Genomic DNA, 16,811 nt, shown 5'->3' on the forward strand with positions numbered 1-16,811 from the left:
CGAGCATTCATGAGGGACGTCCCGAGGGGAGCCGCATGTCGTCCGTGTCGCCCGGACCCCGGTCCGGGGTGTCCCGTCGGACCGTGTTCCGCGGTGTGGGCGCCGTCGCCTTCGCGGGGGCCAGCGTGGGGGCGCTGAAGCTGCCGTTCTTCGCCACCGAGGGCGCCCAGCAGGACCCGGCGTCCTGCCGGGCGGGGGACCTGTCGTCCTCGGAGAAGGAGCTGGTCGTCTCCAACTGGCCGCAGTACATCGACCCCCGCAAGAAGGCGACCTCGACGCTCTCGGTCTTCCAGGAGCGCACCGGCATCAGCGTCGACTACTCCGACGACGTCAACGACAACGCCGAGTTCTACGCCAAGGTCCGCAACCAGATGGGCGACTGCCAGTCCACCGAGCGCGACATGGTGATGCTCACCGACTGGATGGCCGCGCGGATGATCGGCCTCGGGTGGATCCAGCCGCTGGACAAGGCGAAGGTCCCCAACCTGCACGCCAACCTGATCGAGCCGCTGCGGGGGGTGCAGTGGGACCCCGACCTGGAGTTCCACGCTCCCTGGCAGACCGGCCTGACCGGCATCGCCTACAACGCCGCGAAGACCGGCGAGGTGCGCAGCTTCGAGGAGCTGCTGACCCGCCCCGACCTCAAGGGCCGCGTCACGCTGCTCTCCGAGATGCGCGACACCATGGCGTTCATGCTCAGGGTCGAGGGCGCCGACCCCGACCAGTTCTCCTCCGCGGAGTGGGGCCAGGCGATCGACCGGCTCCGGCAGGTCGTCTCCGACGGCCAGGTGCGCGCCTTCACCGGCAACGACTACACCCAGGACCTCGCCGCCGGGAACATCCACGCCTGCGAGGCGTGGTCCGGCGACGTCATCCAGCTCCAGTTCGAGAACCCCGACATCAGGTTCGTGGCGCCCGAGGAGGGGCTGTCGCTCTGGAGCGACAACATGCTGGTGCCGAACCTCGCGACCCACCAGGACAACGCCGAGGCGTGGATCGACTACTACTACGAGCCCGAGGTCGCCGCCAAGCTCGCCGCCTGGGTCAACTACATCTGTCCCGTCCAGGGCGCCCGCGAGGAGATGGAGAAGATCGACCCGTCGCTGGTCGACAACAAGCTGATCTTCCCCGACGACGAGATGCTCGCGACGACGTTCGACTTCATGCCGCTCGACGACCGCCAGAGCATCGAGTACGAAGGAGACTGGGCCAATGTCACAGGTGGCTGAGACGGCGGGCGCACCAGCCGGCGACACGGCGTACGACGGGCTGCGGCTGCGCGGGGTGACCAAGTCCTTCGGCTCGTTCACCGCGGTGGACGACCTCGACCTCGACGTGCCGCGCGGGTCGTTCATCGCGCTGCTCGGCCCGTCGGGCTGCGGCAAGACCACGACGCTGCGGATGGTCGCCGGGCTGGAGACGCCGACGTCGGGCACCATCACGCTGGCCGGCCAGGACATCACCCGGGCCAAGCCGTACCAGCGCCCGGTGAACACCGTCTTCCAGAACTACGCGCTGTTCCCGCACCTCGACATCCACGAGAACATCGCGTTCGGCCTCAAGCGGCGCAAGGTCCGCGACGTCGACGCGCAGGTGCAGCAGATGCTCGAGCTGGTGGAGCTGCAGACGCAGGCGCGGAAGAAGCCGGCGCAGCTCTCCGGTGGCCAGCAGCAGCGGGTCGCGCTGGCCCGGGCGCTGATCAACCGGCCGGAGGTGCTGCTGCTCGACGAGCCGCTCGGCGCGCTCGACCTCAAGCTGCGCCGCGCGATGCAGATCGAGATCAAGCGGATCCAGGTCGAGGTCGGGCTCACCTTCGTGCACGTCACCCACGACCAGGAGGAGGCCATGACCATGGCCGACACCGTCGCGGTGATGAACGCCGGGGTGATCGAGCAGCTCGGCGCCCCGGCCGAGCTGTACGAGAACCCGCGGTCGACGTTCGTGGCGAACTTCCTCGGCCAGTCCAACCTGATCGAGGGCAGCGTCACCGGGCGCGACGCCGACCTCACGACCCTCGACATGCACGGCATCGCGGTCTCGGTGCCGGTGGCCCGCACGCACACCGACGGCGGCAAGGGCTGGATCGGCATCCGGCCGGAGAAGGTGCTGATCGGCGAGGTCGGCGAGGCGCTCGACGCCCCCGGCAACGCGATCCCGGGCGGCGTGGTCAGCGACGTCAGCTTCAACGGCGTCAGCACCCAGTACCTCGTCCGGATGCCGTGGGGCCAGGAACTGCAGGTCTTCCAGCAGAACACCGGCCGGGTCCGGATGTTCCGCACCGGCGAGCAGGTCGAGCTCTCGTGGCGGCCCGAGTACGCCTTCGTCCTCGACATCTCCCAGGACGCGTCGGCGGGGGCGCAGAGGGACGACCACTGATGTCGAGCACGGCGGGCGTCGCCCCGGTCGCGGTCACGGACCCAGACCCGGGCTCCGGACCGGGCTCCGGGCCGGGCGTCGACACCGGCGCCGACCCGGGCTCCGACGGCAGCGGGCGGCGCCGGGGGAGGGTCGGCTACCTGCTGCTGCTCCCGGGCCTGCTGTGGCTGATCGTCTTCTTCGTCATCCCGTTCTACAGCCTGCTGGCGACCAGCCTGTACGACCCCGCCGGGTCGGACTTCCGCGGCTACGACATGACCTACCACTGGGCGAACTACTGGGACGCGATCTCGGAGTTCAAGGTCCCGCTGCTGCGCTCGCTCGGGTACGGCGCGATCGCGACGCTGATCTGCCTGGTGCTCGGCTACGTCCTCGCGTACACGATCGCGTTCAAGGCCGGCCGCTGGAAGAACCTGATGCTGGTGCTGGTGATCGCGCCGTTCTTCACCAGCTTCCTGCTCCGCACGCTGTCGTGGAAGCTGATCCTCGCCGACGACGGGTTCGTGGTGAGCACGCTGCAGTTCCTGCAGCTGCTGGGCGACGACGGGCGGCTGCTCGCGACCCCGGTCGCGGTCGTGGCCGGCCTGACGTACAACTTCCTGCCGTTCATGGTGCTGCCGCTCTTCGCCAGCCTCGACAAGATCGACCCGCGGCTGATCGAGGCGTCCTCCGACCTCTACGCCAACCCGGTCGTCGGGTTCTTCAAGGTCACCTGGCCGCTGTCGCTGCCCGGGGTGGTCTCCGGCACGCTGCTGACCTTCATCCCCGCGGTCGGCGACTACATCAACCAGGTGCTGCTCGGCAGCCCCAACCAGCGGATGATCGGCAGCGTCATCCAGAGCCAGTTCGTGGACGCCAACAACTACCCGTCGGCGGCGGCGCTCTCCATGGTCCTGATGGTCCTGATCGTGGTGATGGTGCTGGTCTACGTCCGCCGGGCCGGGACGGAGGAGCTGCTGTGAGGTGGGTCCGCGAGCACCTGGTGCTCCTGCTCGGGATCGTCGTGCTGGTCTACACGTTCGTGCCGATCTTCATCGTGGTGCTGATGAGCTTCAACGACCCCGCCAGCCGCAACGTCTACCGCTTCGACGGGTTCACCCTCGACAACTGGACCGGGTTCTGCGACGCCGAGGGCATGTGTGCCGCGCTCGGCCGCAGCCTGGCGATCGGCGGGCTCTCCACGCTCGTCGCCACGGTGCTCGGCACGCTGATGGCGTTCGCGCTGGTGCGCCACGACTTCCGCGGCCGCTCCGCGACGAACCTGCTGATCTTCCTGCCGATGGCCGCGCCCGAGATCGTGCTCGGCTCCTCGCTGCTGGCGCTGTTCGTGGCCTCCGGGTTCGCCGGGCAGCTGGGCTTCTGGACGATCCTGATCGCCCACATCATGTTCTGCCTGTCCTTCGTGGTGGTGACCGTCCGCGCCCGGCTGGCCGGTATGGACGACACCCTCGAGCAGGCGGCGATGGACCTCTACGCCACCCCCGCCCAGACGTTCTGGCGGGTCACCTTCCCGCTGGTCTTCCCGGGCATCCTCGGCGCCGCGCTGCTGGCGTTCTCGCTGTCCTTCGACGACTTCATCATCACCAACCTCAACGCCGGCACCACCACGACGTTCCCGATGTACGTCTGGGGCGCCAACCAGCGCGGCGTACCCATGCAGGTCAACGCGGTCGGCACCCTGATGTTCGTCATCTCGGTCTCCATCGTCGTCCTCGGCGAGCTCGGCAACCGCCGCCGCCGCAACGCCCTCACCTGATCCGGGGTCGTACGCCGAGTCGGCGTGAGTTGTACGCCGAGTCGGCGTGAGTTGTCAGAGGTACCGGATGCGTCGGTGGGAGTCCCACGCGTCGCGCAGGACCCGCTCTGCGTCCTGGCGGTAGCCGAAGGTGTTGGTGGCGGTGAAGACCTCGATGCGCCAGCTCCGGTGGTGCCGCAGCCAGTCGCGGCGTCCGCGGTCGTGGGCACGCTGGTCGTCGGTCGAGTGGAACTCGTCGCCGTCGTACTCCCCACCGAAGAGGTCCCCGGGCAGCCCGAGGTCGATGAAGTACGACGAGCCGCAGTCCCGGACGACCTCGACCTGGGTGTGCGGGCGGGGCAGCGCGGCGTCCCACCACCGGTTGGCGAGCGCGGCCTCGCCGAAGGACTGGAAGCCGGCGTCCACCCGAGCGACGAGCTCGCGCTGGAGGACGATCCCGCGCTGCCGGGCGAATCTCCCGAGCTCGGAGCACAGCTCGGGGAGGGTGAACGAGCCCTGGGCGAGCATGCAGGACATCGTCCACAGCCGCATGTCCGGTCCGCGTTGCAGGCGGCCGCCGTCGAGGGCCGTACGGAGCGGCGTGGTCAGGACGAGACCGTGCATCTCGACGAGGTCCCGCGGCTCGACCCTCCGCTCCCCGCTCTCGGTGAGCACGTTGCGGAGGCGTCTGCCGCCGCTGGGGCGGAAGAACGAGACGGGAGGGACCCGCTCGTGAGCGCCCGGCGGCAGCGCCTTCTCGCCCGCGTGGACCCACGCGGCGGTCAGGTCGCACACGAACCCGTCGCTGGGGACGACGAGCCCGAGCGACCGGCACCTCAGCGCGAGTGAGTCGGGGGTCGCGGCGCCGACGTACACGTTGCGGATCGGGCGTCGCAGGACGTGCTGCTTGGTGAGCTGACCGAGTCGACGGTCCGAGAGTCCGGCCTCCAGGGCTTGCGCCCGGGTGAACGGCTCGTCGGGCCGGAACGGGAAGTCGTCGGGGAGCGGGATCGTCATCGGCAGGGCGTGCCCGGCCCGCCGTCCGACGTACCCGGCGGGTGCTCTGCCTGTGGACAAGGCCCCGCCGACGGCGCTCTGGGGACGACTGACCGACAGCCCGCGCCGACTCGGCGTACAACTCACGCCGAGTCGGCGTACAGCTCACGCCGACTCGGCGATTTCCTCCACAGTCAGAGGAGGGAGGAGGCCTTGTCGAGGACGGCGCGGAGGATCTGCTCGATCTCGTCGAAGTGCTCGGGGCCGCAGATGAGCGGGGGAGCGAGCTGGACGACGGGGTCGCCGCGGTCGTCGGCGCGGCAGTAGAGGCCCTCGGCGTAGAGCTGCTTGGAGACGAAGCCGAAGAGCAGGCGCTCGCACTCCTCGGCGGTGAAGGTCTCCTTGGTGGCCTTGTCCTTGACCAGCTCGATGCCGTAGAAGTACCCCTCGCCGCGGACGTCGCCGACGATCGGGAGATCCTTGAGCCGCTCGAGCGTGGACCGGAACGTCGCCTCGTTGTCGCGGACGTTCTCGAGGACCTTCTCCTCCTCGAAGACCTGCAGGTTGCGCAGCGCCACCGCGGTGGAGACGGGGTGGCCGCCGAAGGTGTAGCCGTGCGCGAACATCTCGCCCTCGGCCAGGAACGGCTCCATCAGCCGGTCGGAGGCGATCATCGCGCCGAGCGGGGCGTACCCGGAGGTGATCCCCTTGGCGCAGGTGATCATGTCGGGCTGGTAGCCGTAGCGCTCCGCGCCGAACATGTGGCCCAGGCGCCCGAAGGCGCAGATGACCTCGTCGCTGACCAGCAGCACGTCGTACTCGTCGCAGATCTCGCGGACCCGCTGGAAGTAGCCGGGGGGCGGCGGGAAGCAGCCGCCGGCGTTCTGCACCGGCTCGAGGAAGACCGCGGCGACGGTGTCGGGCCCCTCGTTCTCGATCGCGACCGCGATCTGGTCGGCGGCCCAGCGGCCGAACGCCTCCGGGTCGCTGCCGTCGAGCAGCCCGCCGGTGGACTCCGACGCGCGGTAGACGTTGGTGTTCGGCACCCGGAACGTCGAGGGCACCAGCGGCTCGAACTGCTGCTTGAGCAGCGGCAGCCCGGTGATCGACAGCGCGCCCTGGGTGGTGCCGTGGTAGGCGATCGCCCGGCTGATCACCTTGTGCTTCATCGGCTTGCCGGTGAGCTTGAAGTAGTTCTTCGCGAGCTTCCACGCGGTCTCGACGGCCTCGCCGCCGCCGCTGGTGAAGAAGACGCGGTTCAGGTCGCCCGGGGCGTACGACGCGACCTTCGCCGCCAGCTCGATCGCCGAGGGGTGCGCGTAGGACCACAGCGGCATGAACGCCAGCTCGGCCGCCTGCTTCGCGCCCGCCTCGGCCAGGTCGGTGCGCCCGTGCCCGAGCTGGGAGACGAAGAGTCCGGCGAGCCCGTCGAGGTACCGCTTGCCGGTGGAGTCGTAGATGTAGGCGCCCTCGCCGCGCACGATCACCGGGACGTCGGCGTCCTGGTAGGAGCCGTGCCGGGTGAAGTGCATCCAGAGGTGGTCCCGGGCTGCCTGCTGGAGCTGGTCGTTGTCGGCGTACATGGGTCCATGGTGCGCTGTCGAGACGGCAGGAGCAAGCGATTCCGTCGGGCGGAGGGGTGTTTCCTTGCGGATTTCGTTGTGATACTCCCCATTGCGGCGCGGGATGACTAGTGTTTCGGCCATGGCCGACCAGACCTTCCAGAACGTCGTCAACGGTGAGCTCGTCGACTCCGCCTCGGGGGAGACCTACGAGGTGATCGACCCGACCACGGGCGAGGTGTACGCCCACGCGCCGCTCTCCCGCGCCGAGGACCTCGACCGCGCGTACGCCGCGGCGGACGCCGCGTTCGAGGGCTGGGCGTACGCGACGCCCCAGGACCGCTCGAACGCGCTGCTCAAGGTCGCCGCCGCCATCGAGGAGCGGGTCGAGGAGATCAACGCGGTCGAGTGCCGCGACACCGGGAAGCCGGTGCAGGTCACGATGGCCGAGGAGATGCCCTACGCCTCGGACCACTTCAAGTTCTTCGCCGGCGCGGCCCGGCTGCTGGAGGGGCGGTCGGCGGGGGAGTACATGGCCGACCACACCTCCTGGGTACGCCGCGAGCCGATCGGCGTCGTCGGCCAGGTGACGCCGTGGAACTATCCGCTGCTGATGATGATCTGGAAGATCGCGCCGGCGCTCGCGGCCGGCAACACCGTGGTCCTCAAGCCCAGCGACACCACGCCCGCGAGCTCGACGCTGCTCGCGGAGCTGTGCCAGGAGTTCCTGCCCCCGGGCGTCCTCAACGTCGTGTGCGGCGACCGCGACACCGGTCGGGCGCTGGTCGCCCACCCGACGCCCCAGATGGTGGCGATCACCGGGTCGGTCCGCGCGGGCATGCAGGTGGCCGAGGCGGCGTCGCACGACCTGAAAAAGGTCCACCTCGAGCTCGGCGGCAAGGCGCCGGTCGTGGTCTTCGACGACGCCGACATCGCGAGCGCCGCCGAGGGCATCGCCGGCGCCGGGCTCTTCAACGCCGGCCAGGACTGCACCGCCGCGACCCGCGTCCTGGTCCAGGCCGGCATCCACGACGAGTTCGTCGCCGCGCTCGCGGAAGCCGCGAAGGGCATGCCGACCGGCATGCCCGACGACGAGGCCACCTACTACGGCCCCCTCAACAACGCCAACCAGCTCGCGCACGTCTCCGGCATGGTCGACCGGCTGCCCGACCACGCCACCGTGCAGACCGGTGGCGCCCGCCAGGGCGACCGCGGCTACTTCTACGAGCCCACCGTCCTCTCCGGGCTGCGCCAGGACGACGAGCAGGTGCAGACCGAGATCTTCGGCCCGGTGATGACCGTGCAGCGGTTCGGCGACGAGGTCGAGGCGCTGCGCTGGGCCAACGGCGTCGAGTACGGGCTGTCCTCCAGCGTCTGGACCAAGGACCACGCCCGGGCGCTGCGGATGTCGCGCCGCCTCGACTTCGGCGCGGTGTGGATCAACACCCACATCCCGTTCGTCTCCGAGATGCCGCACGGCGGCTTCAAGCACTCCGGGTACGGCAAGGACCTCTCGATGTACGGCATGGAGGACTACACCCGGATCAAGCACGTCATGAGCTACATCGGCGAGTGAGCGGCGAGGGATGAGGTGAGTGACATGCGGGTGCTGCTCGTCGGCGCCGGCGGGGTCGGCGGCGCGTTCACCGCGATCGCGGCCCGCCGCGACTTCTTCGAGACGGTCGTCGTGGCCGACTACGACCTGGCGCGGGCCGAGCGGGCCGCCGCCACCGACGAGCGGTACGTCGCGGCGCAGGTCGACGCCGAAAGTGCCGAGAACGTCGCCGCGCTGTGCCGCGAGCACCGGATCACCCACGTGATGAACGCCGTCGACCCGCTGTTCACGATGAGCGTCTTCGCCGGCGCCCTCGCGGCCGGCGCCGACTACCTCGACATGGCGATGTCGCTCTCCCGGCCGCACCCCGAGGCGCCGTACGAGCGGACCGGGGTGAAGCTCGGCGACGAGCAGTTCGCGGTCGCCGGGGACTGGGAGACGGCCGGGCGGCTGGCGCTCGTCGGCATCGGCGTCGAGCCGGGGCTCTCCGACGTGTTCGCGCGGTACGCCGCCGACCACCTGTTCAGCGAGATCGACGAGCTCGGCGTGCGCGACGGCGCCAACCTGGTCGTCACCGACGACGACGGCCACGAGGTCTTCGCGCCGTCGTTCTCGATGTGGACCACGATCGAGGAGTGCCTCAACCCGCCGGTGGTCTGGGAGGACGGCGCCTGGCACACCACCGCGCCGTTCTCGGAGCCGGAGGTCTTCGACTTCCCCGAGGGGATCGGCCCGGTCGAGTGCGTGAACGTCGAGCACGAGGAGGTGCTCCTGATGCCGCGCTGGATCGACTGCAAGCGCGCGACGTTCAAGTACGGCCTCGGCGACGAGTTCATCACCGTCCTCAAGGTGCTGCACGCCCTCGGCCTGGACCGCACCGAGAAGGTCCGGGTGAAGGGCGTCGAGGTCAGCCCGCGCGACGTGGTCGCGGCCGTGCTGCCCGACCCCGCCACCGTGGGGCCGCGGATGACCGGCAAGACCTGTGCGGGCCTGTGGGTCACCGGCACGGGCGTGGACGGCGCGCCGCGGTCGACGTACCTCTACCACGTGGTCGACAACGCGTGGTCGATGCGCGAGTACGGCCACCAGTGCGTGGTCTGGCAGACCGCGGTGAACCCGGTCGTCGCCCTGGAGCTGCTCGCGCGCGGCACCTGGTCCGGCACCGGCGTCCTGGGGCCGGAGGCCTTCGACGCGGTGCCGTTCCTCGACCTGCTCACCGAGTACGGCAGCCCCTGGGCCATCCAGGAGCGCTGAGGTCAGGAGCGCTGAGGTCAGGCGGCGAAGGAGATCTTCTGGCCGACGGCGTCGGCGACGTCCGGCGTGATCACGGTGATCCCGTGGTCGGCGGCCGCGTGGGCGGCCACCTCGGCCATCAGCAGGTCGCGGTCGGGGTTCTCGAACCGGGCGCTGCAGCCCGGCATGACGTCGCCGCAGGCGAGCTTGAACATGGGGTTCCTCTCGTGGGCGCGACCTCGGGTCGCGCGCTCTCTCAGGGCGCCAGCCCGCGCTCCGGTGCGGGGATCCGCACCCAGAGCACCGCGCTGGTGTCGTCCTGATCGGCACCCAGCGTCCCGCCATGAGCGATCACGAGGGCCCGGGCGAGATAGAGGCCGATCGTGACGCCGGTGCCGTCGTCGTTGAGGTCGAAGGGCTCGAAGAGCGCGCGCAGGACGTCGTGGTCGATGGGGTCGGCGTCGCGCACCACCCGCACCTCCACCCACGGACCGCGGTGGGCGACCTCCAGCCGGCGCGAGCGTGGCTCGGGCCGGAGCGCGGCCGCCTGCCAGAGGTCGCGCAGCACCAGCCCGAAGAGCTCGGGGTCGACGTCCACCTCGACGTCCGGGCCCTCGCCGGCCACCCCCGCGAGGCCGTCGAGCGCCGCCACCAGGTCGCCGACCCGGACGGTCTCCCGCGCCGGGACGATCCGTCCGAGCGAGGCGGTGGCGAGCAGCTGGACGTCGCGCACCCGCGCCGCCAGCCGGTCCAGCGCGTCCTGGAGGCGGCCGACCGTGCGCTCCAGCGCGGACGGCGGCAGGTCGCCCTCGGCGAGCACGGCCAGCCAGCCCTGCGCCACGGTGAGCGGGGTGCGCAGCTCGTGGGCGAACGCGGCCAGGAACCGGTCCCGCTGGGCAGCGGTCTCGGGGTCCGGCCGGTTGGTGACCTGGGCGGTCCCCGCGTCGACGAACGCGCGGACCCAGCGGTGCAGCAGCGCCGGCTCGACCGCCCACTGCAGGGCGACCTCGGCGACCGAGCGGCCGCCGAGCACCTCCAGCACCGCCGCCACCCGGGGGTCGACCTCGTCGGTCCGCCCGCCGGGGAGCAGCGTGGGCAGCACCGTGGGCCGGTCGCGCGCTTCGTCCATGCCGGTGAGGGTAGGGGGCGTCCCCAGGGCCCTCAGACCAGGTCGGTGGCGTCGAAGACCCAGCTGGTGTCGGCGGTCCCCAGGCTCTCGACCCAGGCCGCCGGGGCGGCGTTCATGATCGCGCCGTAGTCCCAGTAGTCCTTCCAGAGGCAGACCCGGCCCTCGCGCACCCGGTGGACGGTGGCGAAGGGCAGGGTGAAGACCTCGCCGGAGGAGAAGGTCCAGGTCTCGGAGTGCTCGTACATCACGTGCTCGCCGTCGGCGACCAGCACGCCGTCGTGGTTCTCGTACGCCGCGAGCCCGCCCCAGCCGACCCGCAGCCGCTTGGCGATGTCGGCCGGCCCGCGTGCGGAGAGCGCGGGCCCGAGGGGCATGTCCATGTAGAGGCAGTCGTCGGTGACCCAGTCGGCGATGCCGTCGTAGTCGCGCGCCGACAGGGTCTGCCACAACCCCCGCACGGCCTCCTCGGAGGAGCGGGTCACGAGGCCAGCTCGGTGGTGCGGGCCTGCGGGGCGAGCGGCTCGCGGGTCTGCTCCCCGGAGCGCAGGAACCGGCCGGTGCGCTCGCGGCCGAGCACCTCGGTCGCCTCCCCGTCGCGCCACACCGCGCGGCCGCCGACCATCACCAGCGGCACGGTGGCGTCGTTGCGGTTGACCATCCGCGAGAGCCCGTCGTACTGGTCGACGGGGGCCTCGGCGTACTCCTCGAGCGTGGCGTCGAGGTGCTCGGGGTCGACCACCAGCAGGTCGGCGCGGTCGCCGACGCGGAGGTGGCCCGCGTCCAGGCCGTACCAGTCGGCGAGCTCGCCGGTCAGGCGGTGCACGGCGTGCTCGACGGTCATGAACGGCGTCCCGGCCTTCTCGGCGTCGGTGACGTGCCGGAGCAGGCGCAGCCCGAAGTTGTAGAAGGCCATGTTGCGCAGGTGCGCGCCGGCGTCGGAGAAGCCCATCTGGACGCCGGGCTCGCGGGCGATCTTCTTGAGCACCTCGGGGCGGTGGTTGGAGATCGTGGTGCGCCACCGGATGTCGGTGCCGTGCTCGAGGACCAGGTCGAGGAAGGCGTCGACGGGGTGCGCCCCGCCGCGCTCCTGGCCGACCTGGCCGAAGGACTTGCCGACGACCGAGGCGTCGGGGCAGGCGACGATCTCGGCGTCGAAGAAGTCGCGGTGCCACACGCGCGGGCCGTACTTGCTCTCGTAGTCCTTGCGGAACCGTGCGCGGTACGCCGGGTCGCGCATCAGCTCGTCGCGGGCGAGCTTCTCCTGCAGGTGCAGTGCGGAGGCGCCGGCGCCGAACTCCTCGAAGATGACCAGGTCGATGCCGTCGGCGTACACCTCGAACGGCACCGGCAGGTGCTGCCAGCGGAAGTCGCCGCCGAGCCGGTTGACCACGGCGGCCATCCCGCGCAGCAGGTGGATCACGAACGGGATCGCCTTGATGTCGGCGGCGGAGAGCAGGCTGGTCTTGAGCGGCCGGCCGAACAGGCCGATGGACCCGAACGCCTGGGTGACCACGGTTTGCGGCTGGCCGACGTCGGGGCCGGCCTGGAGCACGCGTCCGCGGCGGCGGAGGATCCGGCGCAGGCCGCGCATCTCCTTGCCCGAGGCGTACGTCGAGGGCAGCGTCCGCGAGCGGCACAGGTCGCCGTCGAGCTTGTCGAAGAGCAGCTGCTGGGCCGAGAGGCCGACGAAGCCGGCGTCGAGGGCCTCGGTGAGCATCCGCTCCATCGTGGCCTGCTCGGCGCGGCTCGGGCGGACGTCGTCGCGGGTGGCGCGGTCCAGGCCCATGGTCGCGGTGCGCATGTCGGAGTGGCCGATGAACGCCGCGAGGTTGGGGCCGAGCGGCAGCGACTCGAGCGCGGCGACGTACTCGCTCGCGGTGCGCCAGGTGCGGTGCTTGTCGACCGCGCGGATCACGTGCCGGCGGGGGATCGCCTCCACCCGGCCGAACAGGTCGCCCGCGTCGACGCCGCCGACGTGGACCGTCGAGAGCGAGCAGGACCCGAGCATGATCGTGGTGACGCCGTGCCGCAGGGACTCGGTGAGCGCCGGCCCGTCGAGCACCTCCACGTCGTAGTGCGTGTGGATGTCGACCAGGCCCGGGAGCACCCAGCGGCCGCCGGCGTCGACGACGTCGGGGCACCCGGTCTCGTCCAGTGGCTCGGCGGAGACCGCCGCGACCCGGCCGTCGCGGATGCCGAGGTGACGCACCGCCGGCGCGGCGCCGCTCCCGTCGTAGAGCAGGCCGTCGCGGACGATGGTGTCATAGGTCACAAGGGCATCGAACCGCGCCAGTTGACACGCGTCAAGCAAAACGGCGCAATGCGCGCTCAGGCGGTCGCGGCGAAGGCCTCCGCCACCACGTCGAACGCCTCGTCGAGCAGCGCGTCGGAGATCGACAGCGGCGGCAGGAACCGGAAGACGTTGCCCCAGGTGCCGCAGGTGAGGGTCACGACGCCCTGCTGGTGGCAGTACGCCGAGACCGCGGCGGTGCGGACCGGGTCGGGGTCGAGCGTGCCGGGGTGGCACAGCTCGATCGCCATCATCGCGCCGCGGCCGCGGAGGTCGCCGATCACCGGGTGCTCGGCCTGCAGCTTCTCCAGTCGCGACCGCATCAGCTCGCCGACGGCCCGCGCCCGGCCGGGGAGGTCCTGGCCGCGCATCTCCTCGATCGCGCCGAGGGCGGCGGCACAGGCGATCGGGTTGCCGCCGTAGGTGCCGCCGAGCCCGCCGACGTGCACGGAGTCCATCAGGTCCGCGCGGCCGGTGACCCCCGCGAGCGGCAGGCCGCCCGCGATCCCCTTGGCGGTGGTGACCAGGTCGGGGACGACGCCCTCGTCGTCGCACGCGAACCAGTCGCCGGTGCGGCAGAAGCCGGACTGGATCTCGTCGGCGACCAGGACGACGTCGTTCGTGCGGCACCACGCGGCGAGCGCGGGCAGGAACCCGGGCGCCGGGACGACGAACCCGCCCTCGCCGAGGACCGGTTCGATGACGACGCAGGCCACGTTGGTCGCGCCGACCTGCTTCTCGATGACGTCGATCGCGCGCGCCGCGGCCTCCTCGCCGGAGAGCCCGTCGCGGAACGGGTAGGACATCGGGGCGCGGTAGACCTCGCCGGCGAACGGCCCGAAGCCGTGCTTGTAGGGCATGTTCTTGGCCGTCATCGCCATCGTGAGGTTGGTGCGGCCGTGGTAGGCGTGGTCGAAGACCACGACCGCGTCACGGCCGGTCGCGACGCGCGCGATCTTGACGGCGTTCTCGACCGCCTCGGCGCCGGAGTTGAACAGCGCGCTCTTCTTCGCGTGGTCGCCGGGCGTGAGCTCGGCGAGCTGCTCGCAGACGTCGACGTACCCGTCGTACGGCGTGACCATGAAGCAGGTGTGGGTGAACGCGGCCGCCTGCTCGGTGACCCGGCGGACCACCTCGGTGGAGCTGTTGCCGACCGTGGTGACCGCGATGCCCGAGCCGAGGTCGATCAGCGAGTTGCCGTCGACGTCGAGCAGCACGCCGCCGCCGGCCGCGACCACGAAGACCGGCAGGGTGGTGCCGACGCCGTCGGCGACGTGGGCCTTCTTGCGCTCCAGCCGCGCGAGCGAGGCGGGGCCGGGGATCGCGGTGACGAGCCGGCGCTCCTGCGGGAGAGCCGGGCCGCCGGTGGCGGGGATCGAGGTCATGGGGTCAGCGTAGGCGGAACCGGGGACGCCTCTGGGACGATGGGGCGGTGACCCCACGCGACGTCGTCGTCCTCGGCTCCACCGGCTCGATCGGCACCCAGGCCCTCGACCTGGTCCGGCGCAACCCCGACCGGTTCCGGGTGGTCGGGCTGACCGCCGGCGGGTCGAACCCTGACCTGTTCCGGCAGCAGGTCGAGGAGTTCGCGCCGGCGTACGCCGGCCTGGGGGAGGAGGCCTCCGTCGAGGCCGCCGCCCACCCCTGCGACGTCGTCCTCAACGGCATCACCGGGGCGGTCGGCCTGCGCCCGACGCTCGCCGCGCTGGACGCCGGCACCACGCTCGCGCTCGCCAACAAGGAGTCGCTGATCATGGGCGGCCCGCTGGTGCTGGAGCGGGCGAAGCCGGGCCAGATCGTCCCCGTCGACTCCGAGCACTCCGCGCTGGCGCAGTGCCTGCGGGGCGGCGCGCCGGAGGAGGTTCGACGGCTGGTGCTCACCGCCAGTGGCGGCCCGTTCCGCGGCCGCACCCGGGAGGAGCTGGCGGAGGTGACGCCCGAGCAGGCGATGAACCACCCGACCTGGGACATGGGGCCGGTCATCACGATCAACTCCGCGACGCTGGTCAACAAGGGGCTGGAGGTGATCGAGGCGCACCTGCTCTTCGGGATCCCCTTCGACCGGATCGAGGTCGTCGTCCACCCGACGAGCGTCGTGCACTCGATGGTGGAGTTCGTCGACGGCTCGACGCTCGTCCAGGCCAGCCCCCCGACGATGCTCATCCCGATCGCGCTCGGCCTCGCGTGGCCCGAACGGGTGCCGGACGCGGCCCCGCCGGTCGACTGGACCCGCCCGGAGACCTGGGAGTTCCACCCGCTCGACAACGAGGCGTTCCCCGCGGTCGCGCTGGCGCGTGCCGCCGGCGAGGCCGGGAGCACGGCGCCGGCCGTCTACAACGCCGCGAACGAGGTGTGCGTCACAGCGTTCCGCGCCGGGCGGCTCAGGTTCACCGAGATCGTGCCGACGATCCGTACGGTGCTCGACGTTCTCGACGTACCCTCGACGAGAGGGCTCACCGTCGACGACGTCGTCGCCGCGGACGGCTGGGCCCGTGCCGAGGCGACGCGACTGATCGGAGGTCCTGCATGAGCGCGCTGTTCTACCTGCTCGGGGTGGTGATCTTCGTGGTCGCCATCCTGGCCTCGATCGGCCTGCACGAGCTCGGCCACATGATCCCCGCGAAGAAGTTCGGCGGGAAGGTCACCCAGTACTTCATCGGCTTCGGCCCCACCGTGTGGAGCAAGCAGGTCGGCGAGACCGAGTACGGCGTCAAGGCGATCCCGCTCGGCGGCTACGTCAAGATCGTCGGGATGCTCCCGCCGGGCGCCGACCAGCTCGCCGACGAGGTCACCGTCGACGAGCACGGCAACCAGGTCACCCGGGTGCGCAAGTCCAACACCGGCATGTTCACCCAGCTGATCTCCGACGCCCGGGCCGCCGAGTGGGAGCTCGTCGGGCCCGAGGACCACGACCGGCTCTTCTACCGGATGCCGTCCTGGAAGAAGATCGTCGTGATGGCCGGCGGGCCCACCGTCAACCTGCTGATCGCGTTCTTCCTCTTCCTCATCGTCTTCTCCACGTACGGCGAGCGCACCGTCGAGGTCGACTCCGGCGCGCCCGTCCTCGAGCAGGTCTCGCGCTGCGTGCTCCCGTTCGAGGACGAGGGACGCGAGTGCACCGCCGCCGACCCGCCCTCCCCGGCCGTCGAGGCCGGGCTGCGCCCCGGCGACACGATCACCACGTTCAACGGCGTCGCGATCACCGACTGGGACCAGCTGCGCGACCTGATCCGCGGCAACGCCGACGGCGAGGCCGTCATCGGCTACGAGCGCGACGGCCAGGCCCTCTCGGGCACCACGAGCACCACCGTCGAGACCCGTCCCGACGACGACCCCGACCAGACGCTGCGCGAGGTCGGCTTCCTCGGCGTCGTCCCGACCTCCCACGTCGAGGTGACCACGGGCGGCCCGCTGTTCACCCTCGACCGGATGGGCACGATGACCGTCGAGACGGTCAAGGCGCTGGCCACCCTGCCGGTGAAGGTCTGGGACGTCGGGCGGGCGATCGTCGGCCTGGAGGAGCGCGCGGCCGACAGCCCGGTCAGCATCGTCGGCGGCGGCCGGCTCGCCGGCGAGACGGTCTCCCACGAGGAGTTCCCGGTCGTCGAGAAGACCGTGTTCCTGGTGATGCTGATCGCCGGCTTCAACTTCTTCATCGGGATGTTCAACTTCATCCCGCTGCTGCCGCTCGACGGCGGCCACATCGCCAGCGCCGCGTGGGAGGCGATCCGGCGCCGGATCGCCCGGCTGCGCCGTCGTCCCGACCCCGGGTACGTCGACGCCGCCAAGCTGCTCCCGGTCGCCTACGTCGTCGCCTCGGCGATGCTGGTGATGGGTCTGGTGCTGATCGTCGGCGACCTCGTCGTACCCCTGCACCTCGAGGGCTGAGCGCGCCGTCTCACGGTCGAGTTGGGCAGGACTCACCCTCGAGTTGG

At 71.2% G+C, this 16,811-nt stretch carries 15 protein-coding genes; 8 read left to right on the forward strand and 7 right to left on the reverse strand.

The genetic code is table 11. The features are described 5' to 3' along the window. The first annotated feature begins 83 nt into the window (after positions 1–83). Genes H4O22_RS06560 through H4O22_RS06575 form a run of 4 tightly spaced genes read left to right on the forward strand, consistent with a single transcriptional unit; the run spans position 84 to position 4,132 of the window. Positions 84–1,229: a polyamine ABC transporter substrate-binding protein gene (locus H4O22_RS06560; RefSeq protein WP_244963132.1), complete on the forward strand. Its 1,146-nt coding sequence runs from the start codon at positions 84–86 to the stop codon at positions 1,227–1,229. Continuing rightward, complete coding sequence (locus H4O22_RS06565; RefSeq protein ID WP_244963133.1) at positions 1,222–2,376, forward strand: ABC transporter ATP-binding protein; 1,155 nt, start codon at positions 1,222–1,224, stop codon at positions 2,374–2,376. Before H4O22_RS06560 ends, H4O22_RS06565 begins: the two co-directional genes overlap by 8 nt. Continuing rightward, on the forward strand, positions 2,376–3,338 hold the full coding sequence (locus tag H4O22_RS06570) for an ABC transporter permease (protein WP_182526216.1): 963 nt from the start codon (positions 2,376–2,378) through the stop codon (positions 3,336–3,338). The genes H4O22_RS06565 and H4O22_RS06570 overlap by 1 nt, the downstream gene beginning before the upstream one ends. Further along, positions 3,335–4,132: an ABC transporter permease gene (locus H4O22_RS06575; RefSeq protein ID WP_244963134.1), complete on the forward strand. Its 798-nt coding sequence runs from the start codon at positions 3,335–3,337 to the stop codon at positions 4,130–4,132. Before H4O22_RS06570 ends, H4O22_RS06575 begins: the two co-directional genes overlap by 4 nt. Before the next feature lie 54 nt (positions 4,133–4,186). Here the strand turns inward: H4O22_RS06575 and H4O22_RS06580 are convergent, their stop codons facing one another. Then, positions 4,187–5,128 (reverse strand): type IV toxin-antitoxin system AbiEi family antitoxin domain-containing protein, encoded by a 942-nt coding sequence (locus H4O22_RS06580; protein WP_182526217.1) that lies wholly within the window; start codon positions 5,126–5,128, stop codon positions 4,187–4,189. A 173-nt stretch (positions 5,129–5,301) separates the two neighbouring features. Further along, positions 5,302–6,690: an aspartate aminotransferase family protein gene (locus tag H4O22_RS06585; protein WP_182526218.1), complete on the reverse strand. Its 1,389-nt coding sequence runs from the start codon at positions 6,688–6,690 to the stop codon at positions 5,302–5,304. Positions 6,691–6,811: 121 nt separating this feature from the next. Here H4O22_RS06585 and H4O22_RS06590 point away from each other — a divergent pair, with 121 nt between their 5' ends. Together H4O22_RS06590 and H4O22_RS06595 are read left to right on the forward strand one after the other, a co-directional pair. Further along, positions 6,812–8,245, forward strand: a complete 1,434-nt coding sequence (locus H4O22_RS06590; RefSeq protein WP_182526219.1) for a gamma-aminobutyraldehyde dehydrogenase — start codon at positions 6,812–6,814, stop codon at positions 8,243–8,245. A gap of 24 nt (positions 8,246–8,269) precedes the next feature. After that, complete coding sequence (locus H4O22_RS06595) at positions 8,270–9,478, forward strand: saccharopine dehydrogenase family protein (protein ID WP_182526220.1); 1,209 nt, start codon at positions 8,270–8,272, stop codon at positions 9,476–9,478. A 17-nt stretch (positions 9,479–9,495) separates the two neighbouring features. Here H4O22_RS06595 and H4O22_RS06600 read toward each other — a convergent pair whose 3' ends face one another. The 5 genes from H4O22_RS06600 to gabT are packed head-to-tail and all read right to left on the reverse strand — an operon-like array spanning position 9,496 to position 14,261. Then, positions 9,496–9,672, reverse strand: a complete 177-nt coding sequence (locus H4O22_RS06600; RefSeq protein ID WP_182526221.1) for a DUF1059 domain-containing protein — start codon at positions 9,670–9,672, stop codon at positions 9,496–9,498. Positions 9,673–9,713: 41 nt separating this feature from the next. Further along, the gene (locus H4O22_RS06605; protein WP_182526222.1) at positions 9,714–10,586 is read right to left on the reverse strand and encodes a sensor histidine kinase; all 873 of its coding nucleotides are present in this window, start codon (positions 10,584–10,586) and stop codon (positions 9,714–9,716) included. 32 nt (positions 10,587–10,618) lie between these two features. Beyond that, positions 10,619–11,068 carry a nuclear transport factor 2 family protein gene (locus H4O22_RS06610; protein WP_182526223.1) on the reverse strand — a complete coding sequence of 150 codons (450 nt, stop codon included), beginning with the start codon at positions 11,066–11,068 and terminating at the stop codon, positions 10,619–10,621. Then, on the reverse strand, positions 11,065–12,858 hold the full coding sequence (locus H4O22_RS06615; RefSeq protein ID WP_182526224.1) for an N-acyl-D-amino-acid deacylase family protein: 1,794 nt from the start codon (positions 12,856–12,858) through the stop codon (positions 11,065–11,067). The genes H4O22_RS06610 and H4O22_RS06615 overlap by 4 nt, the downstream gene beginning before the upstream one ends. 56 nt (positions 12,859–12,914) lie before the next feature. Next, the gene (gene gabT / locus H4O22_RS06620; RefSeq protein ID WP_182526225.1) at positions 12,915–14,261 is read right to left on the reverse strand and encodes a 4-aminobutyrate--2-oxoglutarate transaminase; all 1,347 of its coding nucleotides are present in this window, start codon (positions 14,259–14,261) and stop codon (positions 12,915–12,917) included. A gap of 47 nt (positions 14,262–14,308) precedes the next feature. Between gabT and H4O22_RS06625 the strand changes: the two genes are divergently transcribed. Together H4O22_RS06625 and H4O22_RS06630 are read left to right on the forward strand one after the other, a co-directional pair. Beyond that, entirely contained in the window at positions 14,309–15,406 is a 1,098-nt protein-coding gene (locus H4O22_RS06625; RefSeq protein ID WP_182526226.1) for a 1-deoxy-D-xylulose-5-phosphate reductoisomerase, read from the forward strand. Then, positions 15,403–16,764, forward strand: a complete 1,362-nt coding sequence (locus tag H4O22_RS06630; RefSeq protein WP_182526227.1) for a M50 family metallopeptidase — start codon at positions 15,403–15,405, stop codon at positions 16,762–16,764. The genes H4O22_RS06625 and H4O22_RS06630 overlap by 4 nt, the downstream gene beginning before the upstream one ends. Positions 16,765–16,811: the final 47 nt, after the last annotated feature.

This window comes from Nocardioides dongkuii (genome assembly GCF_014127485.1).
Lineage (GTDB): Bacteria > Actinomycetota > Actinomycetes > Propionibacteriales > Nocardioidaceae > Nocardioides > Nocardioides dongkuii.